Origin of the sequence: Mesorhizobium sp. L-8-10, from assembly GCF_016756635.1 — a bacterium.
Lineage (GTDB): Bacteria > Pseudomonadota > Alphaproteobacteria > Rhizobiales > Rhizobiaceae.
This window is the reverse complement of sequence record NZ_AP023263.1, coordinates 374,183-387,362: the sequence shown is the minus strand read 5'-3', so window position 1 is coordinate 387,362 and position 13,180 is coordinate 374,183. Positions and strand designations below refer to the sequence as shown.

At 64.2% G+C, this 13,180-nt stretch carries 12 protein-coding genes; 3 read left to right on the top strand and 9 right to left on the bottom strand.

Translation table 11 applies throughout. The features are described 5' to 3' along the window. Nucleotides 1-59: 59 nt before the first annotated feature. Complete coding sequence (locus JN280_RS01720; RefSeq protein ID WP_202309825.1) at nucleotides 60-464, top strand: hypothetical protein; 405 nt, start codon at nucleotides 60-62, stop codon at nucleotides 462-464. Nucleotides 465-633: 169 nt separating this feature from the next. Here JN280_RS01720 and JN280_RS01715 read toward each other — a convergent pair whose 3' ends face one another. From JN280_RS01715 to JN280_RS01675, 9 genes are all read right to left on the bottom strand, one after another. After that, nucleotides 634-1,893, bottom strand: a complete 1,260-nt coding sequence (locus tag JN280_RS01715) for a TRAP transporter large permease (protein WP_202309824.1) — start codon at nucleotides 1,891-1,893, stop codon at nucleotides 634-636. A gap of 3 nt (nucleotides 1,894-1,896) precedes the next feature. Further along, complete coding sequence (locus tag JN280_RS01710) at nucleotides 1,897-2,400, bottom strand: TRAP transporter small permease (RefSeq protein ID WP_202309823.1); 504 nt, start codon at nucleotides 2,398-2,400, stop codon at nucleotides 1,897-1,899. 4 nt (nucleotides 2,401-2,404) lie between these two features. Beyond that, entirely contained in the window at nucleotides 2,405-3,397 is a 993-nt protein-coding gene (gene dctP / locus JN280_RS01705) for a TRAP transporter substrate-binding protein DctP (protein ID WP_202309822.1), read from the bottom strand. A gap of 430 nt (nucleotides 3,398-3,827) precedes the next feature. Further along, the gene (locus JN280_RS01700; RefSeq protein WP_202309821.1) at nucleotides 3,828-5,462 is read right to left on the bottom strand and encodes a 3-(methylthio)propionyl-CoA ligase; all 1,635 of its coding nucleotides are present in this window, start codon (nucleotides 5,460-5,462) and stop codon (nucleotides 3,828-3,830) included. A 34-nt stretch (nucleotides 5,463-5,496) separates the two neighbouring features. Beyond that, a complete protein-coding gene (locus JN280_RS01695) occupies nucleotides 5,497-6,468 on the bottom strand; it encodes a quinone oxidoreductase family protein (protein WP_202309820.1) in 972 nt (323 codons plus the stop codon). Next, the gene (locus JN280_RS01690) at nucleotides 6,468-7,064 is read right to left on the bottom strand and encodes an RBBP9/YdeN family alpha/beta hydrolase (RefSeq protein ID WP_202309819.1); all 597 of its coding nucleotides are present in this window, start codon (nucleotides 7,062-7,064) and stop codon (nucleotides 6,468-6,470) included. Before JN280_RS01690 ends, JN280_RS01695 begins: the two co-directional genes overlap by 1 nt. Before the next feature lie 6 nt (nucleotides 7,065-7,070). Then, on the bottom strand, nucleotides 7,071-8,132 hold the full coding sequence (locus JN280_RS01685; protein WP_202309818.1) for a 3-keto-5-aminohexanoate cleavage protein: 1,062 nt from the start codon (nucleotides 8,130-8,132) through the stop codon (nucleotides 7,071-7,073). Between the two features lie 83 nt (nucleotides 8,133-8,215). Then, nucleotides 8,216-9,136: a TauD/TfdA dioxygenase family protein gene (locus tag JN280_RS01680; protein ID WP_202309817.1), complete on the bottom strand. Its 921-nt coding sequence runs from the start codon at nucleotides 9,134-9,136 to the stop codon at nucleotides 8,216-8,218. Between the two features lie 114 nt (nucleotides 9,137-9,250). Further along, on the bottom strand, nucleotides 9,251-11,884 hold the full coding sequence (locus JN280_RS01675; RefSeq protein WP_202309816.1) for a LuxR C-terminal-related transcriptional regulator: 2,634 nt from the start codon (nucleotides 11,882-11,884) through the stop codon (nucleotides 9,251-9,253). A gap of 223 nt (nucleotides 11,885-12,107) precedes the next feature. Between JN280_RS01675 and JN280_RS01670 the strand changes: the two genes are divergently transcribed. Both JN280_RS01670 and JN280_RS01665 read left to right on the top strand, forming a co-directional pair. Next, the gene (locus tag JN280_RS01670; protein WP_446720807.1) at nucleotides 12,108-12,326 is read left to right on the top strand and encodes a hypothetical protein; all 219 of its coding nucleotides are present in this window, start codon (nucleotides 12,108-12,110) and stop codon (nucleotides 12,324-12,326) included. Nucleotides 12,327-12,409: 83 nt separating this feature from the next. Further along, nucleotides 12,410-13,153, top strand: coding sequence for a nucleotidyl transferase AbiEii/AbiGii toxin family protein (locus tag JN280_RS01665; RefSeq protein WP_202309815.1), 744 nt, complete (start codon nucleotides 12,410-12,412; stop codon nucleotides 13,151-13,153). Nucleotides 13,154-13,180 lie beyond the last annotated feature (27 nt).

Genomic DNA, 13,180 nt, shown 5'->3' with positions numbered 1-13,180 from the left:
GGGCATTGATCTTCATCAAATATACTTGGCGAATGTAACGATATTTTTTCTTCGCGTGCATGCAACAGTCAAGATTCGCGAGGGTAGCGGCCTCCGGGTCGCACCTGGGAACACGCGGCCGCGTTGCCCCAAGGTCCAACTATCGCCTGATCGCAAGCGCCACGGATCGCGATATCCTGAATGCGGCGCCGGATCCGATCGAGATCAGGCGGGTGCTCGGCAAGGACGAAGACGAAGAGGACGAGGACGAGGAAGTCGAGGAACTGCTCTATCTCTCGCCGATCTTCACCGGAAGGTCGCCGACCAGCTCGACAGTGACGGTCACGCTCATAGGTGCCGACGGCGCGCCGATCGACATGGGCTCGGTCGTGGCCGGCCCCGACGGGAATTGGACGCTCATCATGAGAGACGTCGAGGGACCGGCGCCCGTTTCCGCCATCGTCATGACTCGCATCCGAAACTGACACCGCCGGGCGTGCTCGGCTACACCAATGTCTATTTCAATCCGGGCGGCAACTCGCCGCCCGACTGGATGCTGGACACGTCCAGTCGGGTTGATATCAAAGCCCGGCACAACGAGGAGCTTCCGGGCTGAGACGGACTGCAAAAAGACTGTTCTGCGCGGCCCCGTCGCTATCGCAGCAGCATGGTCGAAAGCTCGGGTACGAAGGCAACAAGCATCAGAACCGCGAGTATCACAGCGGCGAATGGCAGGACCGAGACGCAGATCAGCTGGAATTTCTCGCGAAACGCCGTCATCGCAACAAACAGGTTCAGCCCGATGGGCGGCGTCAGGAAGCCGATCTCGAGGTTGATCACCATCATGACTCCGAACTGGATCGGGTTGATGCCAAACGCAACTGCCGGGGGCAGCAGCAGTGGCCCCAGGATGAGGATCGCCGAGATCACGTCGAAGAAGCAGCCGACGACCAGAAGCAGCAGGTTCACCGCGATCAGGAAAGCCACCTTGCTCGTGGTGACATCGGTCATCCAGAGCGCGAGCTCATGGGGTACGCGCATGATCGTCAGGATCGACTTGAGGCTGAGCGCCACGGCGATGATCGGGAACAGCATGCCCAGCATCCTCGCCGTGTCGAGGGTCGTCGCCCGGAAATCCGCGAAGGTCAGCTCCCGGTGAATGAAGAACTCGACCAACAGCCCGTATGCCAGCGCCACCGCGGCGGCCTCGGTTGGCGAGAAGTAACCGGAATAGATGCCGCCAAGCAGCACCACCGGCAGCATCAGCGACCAGATGCCCTCCCTCAGCGCCGAAAGGAACGCGGCCCCGTCGAAGGATTTCGAGGGGCGGGCCCTGTTCACCCAGTAGGAATAGATCGCGAGCATCGCCGTCAACACGAGGCCGGGGACGATGCCGGCGATGAAGAGGTCGGCGATGGATTGCTCGGTCACGAGCCCGTAGATGATCAGCGGGATCGATGGCGGGATGATGATCCCGAGCGTTCCGGCCGAGGTGATGGCGCCGAGCGCGAATTTCTTGTCGTAGCCCTGAGCGAGCAGGGCCGGATAGAGGACCGACCCGACCGCAAGCAGCGTCACCGGCGAGGAGCCGCTGATCGCCGCGAAGAGCGCGCAGGACAGGATCGTCGCGATGCCGAGCCCGCCGGGGAGCGGATCGGTCAGCAGCGTCGTGATCCGGATCAGCCGCTTCGCGATCGATCCGCGGGTCATGATGTTTCCCGCGATCAGGAACATCGGGATCGACAACAGAACCTCGCTGCCGAGGCTGATCCACATATCCTCGACGAGATATTCGAGGCGACCGTCGCCCCACACCAGATGCACATAGCCGGCGATGGCGAGCAGCAGCACCACGATGTTCTGGCGCAGCACGAGCAGCAGGAGAGCGAGCAGCAGGAGTCCGATCGCGGCCATCCGTCAGCCCTCCGCGAATTGCTGCCCAGGCTGTGACCGGCTCTTGAGCTTCGGATCGATCGCGAAGAAGAAGTGCCGGATGGCGCAGGACAAAAAGGCGATGGGCATGACCAGCTGCACCGGCCAGAGCGGAAAGAACAGCACGGCGATGCGGTCTCCCGCCGCTCTCGATTCGGTGACGAATAGGATCGCGAAGCAGGCGATGGCGACGTAGAAGGCGGCCGCGACCAGGTCGGAGGCGCGCTCCAGATAGCTGTCGAACCGTCTGGGCAACACCTTGTCGAAGGCCTCCGGGCGCAGATGCGAACCGGCCGCCGTCGCCAGCGACAGCCCCACGAACCCCGCGACGATGGCCGCAAGGACTGCAATCGCCTGCGTGCCGAGCAAGGGAATTCCGAGGATCTCGCGCGCGACGATGTCGCCGATCAGGAGGACCGCCACGATGACATATGCCACCGTGGCCACGAGGCCCTCGATCCTTTCCAGAAGCGAAAGAAAGATACGCATCGGCTTACTTGGCGCATGCCTGTTTGGCCGAGAGCAGGTCGGCCCAGACCTGCGGGGCGTTGTCGCCGAGGTCGGAGAGGATCTGCTCCTGGGCTTGTGCGGCGAAGCTCTTCCAGGCGGCTTTCTCGTCCGAGGTCGGCGTGTGGACGATGGCGCCCGCCGTCTTGGCTTTCTCCAGCAGCGCCTGTTCCGCAGCGCGGACGGCGGGCCGCAGTTCGTCCATCGTCAGGGCAGCTTCGGTGATCGCGGCGCGTTCCTTGTCGCCAAGCGCATCCCACGTCTTTTTCGAGACCAGCAGCGCACCGAGCTGGTGGCCATGTCCGGTCAGCGTGATCTGCGGCGCCTCAGCCGCATAGCCTGCTGCCACGCCCATCACGATCGGCGTGGTGACGGCCACGACCGCGCCGGTCTTCAGAGCGGGCATGGAATCGACGGTGCCGAGCGGCACGGCCGCAGCGCCGGTGGCGTCGATGTAGTCCGTATCGGTCGGCGTCGGCGAGGTGCGGACCTTTTCGCCTACCATGTCGGCCGGCGTGCGAAACGGCTTTTGCGACATGATCACCATCTGCCCGACCTCGATGCTCGAAAGCAGGACAGCGCCCGCCGACTGGAACGCAGCGTCGAACGTGCTGGACAGGTGGGCGTCGGTCACGCAGTCGACCTCCGCGAGGCTGTCGAAGGCATAGGGCGACAGCAGCAGCCCGTATTCCGGGACCAGCAGCGAGGCGGCGACGTTGGACAGAAGCGCCATGTCGAGACGACCGCGCGGCAGCTGTCGCGCCATCGTCTGTTCGTCGCCGAGCTCGTTGTTGTAGTAGATGCTTATGGTGACCTCGCCGCCGGAGAGTTCGGCAACCGTTGCCGCGAATTTCTCGGTGACCTTTCCCCAAGGTGTTGCGGCAGGCGCCGCCATGCCAAGGCGCAATTCGACCGCATCGGCCGCCTGTGCCACGCAAAGTGCAGCGGCAAGGCTGGCCGCCAGGCTCAGTTTCTTCATCGGATTCCTCCTGTAGGATAGCTGGGCGTTTCGCCCCAGCGGTGCAAACATCAGATCATGTCGCGCTAGCTTGCTTCCTTGCGGACAGCGTACGGGTCAGGCTGCGAGCCTGAGCCGAGGTCGGTAATGCCTCTGGCGCGCAAACAGGGGCAAAGTGGTGTTTTCGTGCTGCCCTCCGCGCAGATGAGAGCGCCGGCGGAACAGGCCAGAGGGCACCCGCTGGGCCGTTCCTCGCGTATCGCGGCAATCCGGGCGATGCGCGCGCAGAGCGGCATCGACCTGCCGCCGAGTCCGCAAAGGATCCTTTCCATGGGGCCTCCTCCTCTTGTTGGCCGGTTGGGACCGGACGGGTGCGGACTTGTCCGACAGGCGAAATCTACGCTTCCGTCCGGCTTGCGTCCCCCCACTCGACAGGGGGGCATCCCCCTCCTCAGCCAGCCTTGTGCGAAATCAGGTGATTTCCGAAGGCCTCGCGCAATTTGTTCTTCTGCACCTTGCCGGTGGCGCCCAGCGGAATCTTGTCCACGAAGATGACGCCGTCCGGCGTCCACCAGCGGGCGACCTTGCCGCGGAAATGGTCGAGCAGTTCGGCCTCGGTTAGCTCGGCCCCGGTTTTCTTGACGACGATCAGCAGGGGCCGCTCATCCCATTTCGGATGACGGGCGGCAACGCAGGCGGCCAGTTCGATGTCCGGATGGCTCATGGCGATGTTCTCGAGTTCGATGGAGCCGATCCACTCGCCGCCCGACTTGATCACGTCCTTGTTGCGATCGGTGATCTGCATGAAGCCGTCGGCATCGATGGTCGAGATGTCCCCGGTGGGGAACCACCCGTCGACCAATACGTCGCCGCCCTCGCCCTTGAAATAGCCCGAGGTGATCCACGGGCCCCGCACCATCAGTTCACCCGAGGATTTGCCGTCATGCGGAAGAGCCTGCCCGTCTTCGTCCACGATTTTCATGTCGATGCCGAAGACCACGCGCCCTTGCTTGGCCTGAAGCGCCAGTCGCGCCGTGTCATGGAGTTCCTTGTGCACGGGTTTCAGGGCGCAGACGGTGCCGAGCGGGCTCATCTCCGTCATGCCCCAGGCATGCAGCACGCTGACCCCGTAGCGGTCCTGGAACGCCTTGATCATCGCAGGCGCACAGGCCGAGCCGCCGATGACCGTGCGCGACATGGACGAGAACCGGCTGCCGGTGGCCTCGACATGCGCCAACAGGCCCTGCCATACGGTCGGCACCCCGGCCGAAAGCGTGACGCGCTCGGCTTCCAGCAGCTCGTGCAGCGACTTCCCGTCGAGCCAGGGACCCGGGAACACCAGCTTTGCGCCGACCATGCAGGCCACATAGGGCAGACCCCAGGCATTCACATGGAACATCGGCACCACCGGCAGGATGGTGTCGCACGCCGAGCAGTTCATCGCATCGGGCAGCGCCGCGGCATAGGAATGCAGGATCGACGAGCGGTGGCTGTAGAGGACGCCCTTGGGATTGCCCGTGGTGCCCGAGGTGTAGCAGAGGGCGGCGGCGGTATTCTCGTCGAACTCCGGCCAGTCGAAGGCGTCACTGCCTTCCGCGATCAGGTCCTCGTAGCAAAGAAGCTTCGGGATGTGCGGCGCGTTGGGCATGTTCTCGCGGTCGGTCATGGCGACGAAGGCGCGGACCGTGAGTGCCTGCCGGGCGATCTGCTCGATGATCGGCAGAAACGTCAGGTCGAAGAACAGGATCTGATCCTCGGCATGATTGGCGATCCAGGCCACCTGGTCGGGATGCAGGCGCGGGTTGATCGTGTGCAGGACCGCGCCCGAGCCGGACACCGCGTAATAGAGCTCCATATGCCGGTAGCCGTTCCAGGCCAGTGTCGCCACCCGGTCCCCGAAGCCGAGCCCGCGGGCGGCAAGCGCGTCGGCCATTTGCCGGGCGCGGGCTGCCATGTCGCGGTAGGTGTAGCGGTGCGTGTCGCCTTCGACCCGGCGCGACACGACTTCCTGCTCCCCGTGGTGGCGTTCGGCATGGGTTAGCAGGGACGAAATCAGTAGCGGTCGGTGCATCATCTGGCCGAGCATGGGAGGTCCTTCTGTGGGTCGGGACAGTGATCGATCAGGGCACGATCACGGTCGCGCCCGTGGTCTTGCGGCCCTCGAGCGCGACATGCGCCTCGGCAGCGTCTTCGAGCGCGTAGGTCTGGCTGGGGGCGCTGACGATCTTTCCCGCAAGCACCATGTCGAACAGCTCCTTGGCCATGTCGAGCATATGCGCGCGCGGCGTCGCGTAGTGGACCATCGCCGGCCGGGTCATCCAGATCGAACCCTTTACGGCGAGCAGGGTCGAATCCACCACGACGGGACCCGAGGAGGTGCCGTTGCTGACCAGCGTCCCGCGCGGCCGCAGGCTGTCGAGCGAGGCCATCAGCGTGTCCTTCCCGACCGAGTCGTATACGACAGGCACGCCCTTGCCGCCGGTGATCTCGCGCACCCGTGCGGCAATGTCTTCGCGCGAGGTGACGATGACATGCGCACAGCCGTTCTTGCGGGCAATCTCGGCCTTCTCGTCGGTCGAGACAGTGCCGATCATCTCGACACCCAGGGCCCGCGCCCACTGGCAGGCGAGCACGCCCACGCCGCCGGCCGCGGCGTGGTAGAGGATCGTCTCGCCTCCATGCAGCGGGTAGACCTGCCGGAACAGGTACTGCACCGTCATGCCCTTCATGACGAGGGTGGCGGCGGTGCTGTCGGAAATTCCGTCGGGCAGCGGGATGAGTACGTCGGCCGGCATCACCCGGACTTCCGAATAGGCACCCTGCGGCCCGAGGAGATAGCCGACCCGGTCGCCGGGGCGGATGTCTTCGACACCGGGGCCAACCGCCTCCACCACGCCCACCGCATCCGAACCAAGCCCGTTCGGCAGTTCAAGGGGATAGCGTCCGGTTCGGAAATAGATGTCGATGAAGTTGACCGCGATGTACGAGTGCCGGACCCGGGCTTCTCCCGGACCGGGCTCGCCGACCTCGACGTTTTCGAGCTTCAGGACTTCCGGTCCCCCGGTTTCGTAGAAGCGGATTGCTCGAGCCATCAGCGGTTCCTCGCCGTTGTAATGGATGTATCCGTGGCCAGCTCTGTGTCCAGGAGGCCGATCAACCGCTCGGCCTCCGGCCAGTCGCCGAAGCCTGATGCGGGGTTGAGATGTCCGACCGCGCCGAGATCGGCGAATTCGCTGCCCCAGCGGAGCGCCATTGCCTCGATGCGCGTGAATTTCCCCAGCGGGTCGTTCCGGCTTGCCGCGACGACGCTCGGGAAGGGCAAGGGATCGCGCGGTACCGGCAGCCAGCCGCTTGCGTCGAGTTCCGCCATTGTTGGATAACCCTCGGGCATCGGCGTCTCGAAATCGGGCGGGGTCGCCAGCAGGGCGCCGCGCACCTGGCGACGCGTGTGTCGAGCCCAATGCGCGACCATGATCACGCCGCCGCTGTGGGCGACGACGATCACCGGACCGTCGATGGACTGCGCCTCCCGCTCGATTGCGGCGCAACGCGCGCCGCAATCGAGGTCGGTCCGGCCCATCGGCTCGACGGCCCTGACGCGAGGCAACCGCTGCGCCAGCAGTGTCTGCCAGTGTTCGGGGACATGGCCACGCAGCCCCGGCACGATCAACACGGTCGCCTCGGCCATCTTAGACTACTCGGCAGCCTGCATCAGGAAACCGCGCTGCCCGGACTTCCGGTTCGGCGAAAAGCCATTCCTGGCCAGCGTCTCGTCGGTGGAGGAGTAGAACTCGCCGATCCGGTAGATGCGGCGCGCCTGTTTGGCGTCGGCGATGGGACGGCCGAAATCGCGGGAGATCCGCACCAGCTGCTCAATCTGCTCGACCGAGCCCATCTTGCGCGAACGGTCCTGGGTCCAGATATTGTCCTCGATACCGCAGCGGACATGCAGGCCCATGGCGATTGCCATCATGTTGAGCGGCAGCACGTTCAGCATCGAGGATTCGAGCGTCAGCACGGCCCCATCCGGCACGGCACGGACGAAATTCGCGAGGTTGTAGATGTTCGGCGCATCGAAACCGCCGCCCAGCGCAACCCAGGTCAAGATCAGCGGGACGTTGCAGGTGCCGCGGCGCATCATCCGCTCGACGGTCTCGAGCTGACAGATGTTGGCGAGCTGGAAGTGGGTCTGGATGCCCTTTTCCGACAGCCGGCGGATGTGTTCCTCGACCCATTCCGGACCCGCGGGGATCGTCATCTCGCGATATGCACGGTAGAGGTCCGGCTCGGCGATCGAGGTGCCGGCGATGTCGGCATCCGTCATTTGCTCGACGATGTTCATCTGATTGGTGTTGATCGCGATCGTCACCTGGTCGGGGGTCGGCGTCAGCTCGGCCAGCATGTGCCGGGTGTCGTCCGAGAGCCACTTGGCTTCGGCGCCTTCTCCCTCGGGTGAGAAGGAGATCGACCCGCCGACCTGCAGGATCATGTCCGGCACCGCTTCACGCAGCCGCTCGAGCAGTTCGTTGAACTTCGACAGGCGCTTGGAGCCCTTGCCGTTTTCCTCGCGCACATGCAGGTGCAGCACGGTGGCGCCCGCGTTGTAGCAGTCGACTGCCTTCTGGACGTGCTCGTCCATCGAGATCGGGATGTCTTGCGGGAAATCCTCCGGTTCCCATTCGGGCCCGTAAGGCGCGGCCGTGATCACGAGCGGTTCCTGGTTTTCGGGGAACAGCGAGCCATCGAGGAAATTCATGGCGAATCCTTTCCAGTTTCGATTGACGATGTTTGGGTCGGGCCCTGTACCAATTCAGAACAGCGGAATGGCCCGGCAGGAATTCAGAACGGCAAGTCGCCGATGATGCCGGCACGCTCCATCTTCCGGTGGCACGGCGGATAGTCCATCACCGCGTAATGCTGCGTCGACCGGTTGTCCCAGAAGGCGAAGCTGTTCGGCTTCCACCGCCAGCGCACCTGGAACTCGGGCACGAAGGCCTGGCTGATCAAATAATGCAGCAGTTGCGCGGCCCCCGGAGCATAGTCCAGCCCGAAACGAACGTTCTCAGGCGTGTGGTAGTTGGTGAAATGCGTGGTGAAGGCGTTGACGAACAGCACCTTCTCGCCGGTTTCCGGATGGATGCGCACCACCGGATGCTCGGCATCGGGATACTGCGCCTTCAACGCTAGACGCTTCTTGATCGGCATGGTGGCGCCGAAGGTCGCCTCGATGCTATGGCGGGCCCGCAGGCCCTCGATCTGCGCCTTCACCGTCTCGGGCAGGCGCGCATAGGCCTCGACCATGTTCACCCACATCGTATCGCCGCCCACTTCGGGGCATTCGACGCAGCGCAGGACGCAACCCATCGGCGGCTTCTCGCGCCAGGTGGCATCCGTGTGCCAGGCGTTCTCGTAGCGGTCGTTTGGCTTGTCGGGCGTCTTGTAGATACGCACCAGACCCGGATGGTCGGGATCGTTTCCGGCAACCGGATGATCCTCCAGCTCGCCGAAATGGCGGGCAAACGCCACATGCTCGGCGCGGCTTACGTCCTGATCGCGGAAGAACAGCACCCGATACTTGAGCAGCAGCGTGCGGATCGCCTGCATCATCCCGGCATCACGCGAGGCGACGCCGAGATTCACGTTGAGCACTTCCGCCCCGATCGTGCAGGTCAGCGGCTCGACCTTGATTTCGGATATCAGAGCCGTTGGCGATACCTTCGCGGGGGCAGCGGGCTGCCTGGTTTCGGATTCAAGGCTCATCGGTCCTCCTGACACCGATCGGACGGCCGATTTCTCCCGGCTGGTCCTATCTGATCCCAATATAGCCCGGGGCATCGGCGCATGCCCCCCACTTGAAGGGGGGGAAGGGGGTGGTCAGGCGAGAAAGCCCATCAGGCGGGCCCTCGACACGACATGCTTGCGCGACCCGGCGTCGAGCTTCACGAACAGGTTCTTCACGTGCCACTTCACGGTTTCCTCGTGGATGTCGAGGGCTCGTCCGATCTCCTTGTTCGAGAGTGAGCGGGCGAGAAGTTCGAGCACTTCCCACTCCTTGGGGGTCAGCACCGAGGCTCGGTGCGTGGTCATCGCGGTCTTCCGCTCTGCCGGTGGTTCCGGCGCGGTCCGGGGAATGCCGGCCGCCGGCTCGGACCCGCCGGTACCGGCCAGCAGCCGCCGGGCCAGATCGCCCAGCATTGGGTGGGCATCGGCAAAGACGCGCTGCAACCCGTAGGTTCTGGCGAGTTCCTGCGCTTCGCGCATGAGCGCCTGCGCGTTCTCGCCGAGCCGTTCCAAAATCAGCGCCCGCATGCCCAGCGTTTCGATCACGAGGCGTTCCTGCTTGTAGGATCGGGCAAGTTCGTTGGCCCGTTCGAAAGGAGCGGTCGCGGCGCGCCAGTCGCGGGCCGCAACCGCCGCATAGCCATGGGCAAGCTCCACTTGGATGGCGATGCTGCGCCGCCACATCGGGCCGTGCTGGGCTGTGTTGGTGTCCAGAAAAGCGTCCAGCCGGGCAGCCAGATTCCGGCAGGTCTCGCCGCGAAAGCCCCGTGCGTGCAGGCGCACCTGCTCGACCAGGCTAATCACCCTCAGGCGTGGCAGGTGGCGATGCAGGCCCACCGCCTCGAGCGCGCCTAGCAGCTCCAGCGCCCGGTCCTCGTCCCCTTGCGACCAGGCGATGCGGATGAGCGTGCGGTAGGCGAGCATGAGCGCTTCCGGGAGGCCGCTCTTTTCCAGCACGTCCATGCGGTCGGCAAGGAGCACCCGCGCTTCCTCCGGCTGATCGCGCTCCCACATGGCAGCGGCAAGCAGCGCCGCCATCATCGAGGTGAAGGCATTACGCCGCCCCAGATCGGCCTCGCATTGCAGCAGGGCCGGGCGGATGATCTTCTCGGCCAGGCGCACCTGCCCTTCCCAGAGGTAGCTGAGGCCGATGATGAAGTCGTTCCAGCGCGACAGATAGCTCATTTCCGGCAGGCTGCCCGGCCGGGGTGCGCGCTGCTGACGCAGGCGGGCCAGCGCCGGTTCGCCATCGAGCAGCGCGCGGAATGCGAAGCGGTTGGCGTGGATCTTGAGCAGCAGCGGATCGGAGAGTGGCGGATCGAGCGCCCAGGGGTCGTGCAGGCGCGCAAACAGGTCGGGATCGTCGGCATAGGCGGCCGCACCGCCGAGGATGAGCGCGCATTCGCAGCGCAATGATGCGTCATCGCCGGCGCCGGCCATGATCCGGTCGACCAGGCGGCTTGCTTCGTCGTGGCGCTCGCTCAGGGCCAGCGCCCAGGCCGCCGCGAGCAGGAGGCGCGGGCGCCGGTCCAGTCCCTCGTCCGGCACCACCGCCAGCCAGTTTCGCACCTGGCCGAGTTGTCCGCGCGTCATTAGAGAATCGTAGAGACTGCGCTCCGCCAGATCGAGCGCCGGGTCGGTTTCGCCGATTGCCAGGAGATGCTCTGCCGCCTTGGCAGGCATGCCGTTCGTCGCCAGCCATTCCGCCGCCCGCCGGTGCAGATCATGGCGCTCGGCAGCCGGCAGATCGGCGAATTTCAGAAGCAGCGCTTCCCGCGCAACGGCATGGAGCCGCATCCAGTCGCTGCGCTCGGCCAGTTGCACGACCGGGGTGGTGCGGGCGATCCGATCGAGCCGGGGGCGCGCATCCGCCGTGCCGGTCACGACGTTGCAGAAATCGTGGGTGAAGTCGTCGAGGATGGAGATGCGCGTCAGGAAGTCGACGTCCTCGCTGTCGAGATTGGCGAGAAGCAAGGCAACGAAACGCTCCTGGAAATCGCCGGCGCTGCCGGCTAATTCGCTGGCCAGCGACGCCGCGGAGCGCGCATTGAGACCCGCGGAGATTGCAAGCTGCAGACCGAGCGGCCAGCCGGCGGTCAGTTCATGGATCTGCGCCGCGATGTCCGGATCGAAGCCGTCGCCGAACCGCTGTCGGAAGAGTTCGATCGACTCGTCGAGCTGGAAGCTTAGAGCCGACGTCGTCACCGTGGCGCATTGCCCGTAGGCGATCAGGTCGTCGATCTCGTATCCGCTCATGGAGCGCATGCCGAGAAAGATCCGCAGGTTGCCGGGCAGGTTGCGCAGGATATAGCTCAGCGCCTCGCGCGAGTCGGCGGGCAGCCGGTCGGCCTCGTCCACGATAAAGGCTGCATCCACCGCCGATTGCGTGATTTCGGCTAGCAATTCCGAATACTGCTCGATGCCTTTGCTGTCCGTCGCCCCCATCAGCGTATGGCCGAAGGTTGGCCGCAGCGCGGCGGCGCGAAAGGACAGGATCAAACCATGGAGCAGTTCCGTCGGGTTGTCAGTCTCGCTTGCCCAGAGCCAGGCAACCGACGCGCCGATACCGAGCAGTTCGCGGCGCCACTGTGCCAGCAGTGAGGTCTTGCCAAAACCGGCCGGCGCATGCACGACCACGGATGGCTCGGCCAAGAGCCCGTCCCTGCCGAGCGAAAGCCGCGGCCGGACCAGTGCGTCGCGCCGAACCCGTGGCGGCAGGATCTTCAAGGTGACGCTTGCCGCTATGCCGGGGTTTTCCTCCAATCTTCCTCCGTCTTCTGCAGCTGTCCGGCGCCCGGCGCCCTGGCCGGCTGCGCCAGCAGGGCGTCCAGACGTTGCGACCCGAGCATGTCCAACTCCCCTGGCCGGTAAAGACTAGTCGCCGGCGCGCAAATGGCAATCGTGGGCGTTGTTTGAGATCTCGGCGGATTTCGACTATATGAAGCGCGTTATGGCAATGCAGACCGTCGAGATCATCCCTGCTGAGTTCCCCGAGCTGACCAAGCTCGCGTGGAACCGTGATCCCCGTCGTCCTATGGCTGACGACGAGGTTTTCGCGCTGTACGAACGGAACTGGCGCTTCGTCGATCATGAACACCTGACCGAAGAAGAGACCCGGCTGCTAAGGGAACTCTGCGACAAATACGGCCACGGCCTTAGGTTGGTCTAGTTACTTGTACCCGGCATTCCGTCGTGCATCCTGCTATGGACTTGGCCATGCAGGTATGGACCTGGCCATGCAGGAATAGACGGATGACGTTCAACAGGCCTGAACATGAAATCATAGGCGATGCCCTCCGGCGCATGAACCATCAGATGCTGATGGACAGCAAGTGCTGGTTCGGAGGCGGGACGGCGATTGTCCTGAGGCTGGGCGAGTACCGTTGCTCCTTGGACGTGGACTTCATCTGCTCCGATACCAACGGCTATCGGGACTTGAGGAACGCTCTTATCGGCAAAGGTCCGAGCACCCTGTTTCCCAATGAAGTAAAGAGCGTTCGCGACATCCGGGCCGATCAGTACGGCATCAGAATGTTCCTCGAATATCGCGCGCAGCTCATAAAGTTCGAAATCGTTCGGGAGTCTCGGATCGATGTCGATGGCGATATCGATCCCGTGCTCCAGGTTCCAACGCTGCTCGTCCGCGACATGTTTTCGGAAAAGCTGCTTTCAAATTCGGATAGGTGCATGGATCGCTCTACAGCCTATCGGGACGCCATCGACCTCGGCAGACTGGTCGAGGCATACGGCCCCATTCCCGAAGATGCCTTGGCCAAAGCGGTCACGGCATACGGGGAGGATATCGAAAGAAAAGCAGTCTGGGTCGTCAATAGGCTACATAGTCGCGACGAACTGCGAAACGCAGCCGAAGCCCTCCAGATGGACCATGACGTGGCTGCCCGGGCCATTGCCTCCCTGAGAGATGATTTTCAAAGGATCTGGCCGGCGGCGAAAATAGATCTCAATCCCTCCGAGGGAAATGACCACGTGAGGTAACTTTCCGCGTTCCAATGCCGGACAATA

Coding starts and splice junctions, on each gene's coding strand:
- JN280_RS01670 (WP_446720807.1), top strand. CDS start 12,108: ATGGCAATGCAGACCGTCGAGATCATCCCTGCTGAGTTCCCCGAGCTG.
- JN280_RS01665 (WP_202309815.1), top strand. CDS start 12,410: ATGACGTTCAACAGGCCTGAACATGAAATCATAGGCGATGCCCTCCGG.
- JN280_RS01720 (WP_202309825.1), top strand. CDS start 60: ATGCAACAGTCAAGATTCGCGAGGGTAGCGGCCTCCGGGTCGCACCTG.
- JN280_RS01695 (WP_202309820.1), bottom strand. CDS start 6,468: ATGGCTCGAGCAATCCGCTTCTACGAAACCGGGGGACCGGAAGTCCTG.
- JN280_RS01680 (WP_202309817.1), bottom strand. CDS start 9,136: ATGAGCCTTGAATCCGAAACCAGGCAGCCCGCTGCCCCCGCGAAGGTA.
- JN280_RS01715 (WP_202309824.1), bottom strand. CDS start 1,893: ATGGCCGCGATCGGACTCCTGCTGCTCGCTCTCCTGCTGCTCGTGCTG.
- JN280_RS01685 (WP_202309818.1), bottom strand. CDS start 8,132: ATGAATTTCCTCGATGGCTCGCTGTTCCCCGAAAACCAGGAACCGCTC.
- dctP (WP_202309822.1), bottom strand. CDS start 3,397: ATGAAGAAACTGAGCCTGGCGGCCAGCCTTGCCGCTGCACTTTGCGTG.
- JN280_RS01710 (WP_202309823.1), bottom strand. CDS start 2,400: ATGCGTATCTTTCTTTCGCTTCTGGAAAGGATCGAGGGCCTCGTGGCC.
- JN280_RS01690 (WP_202309819.1), bottom strand. CDS start 7,064: ATGGCCGAGGCGACCGTGTTGATCGTGCCGGGGCTGCGTGGCCATGTC.
- JN280_RS01700 (WP_202309821.1), bottom strand. CDS start 5,462: ATGCTCGGCCAGATGATGCACCGACCGCTACTGATTTCGTCCCTGCTA.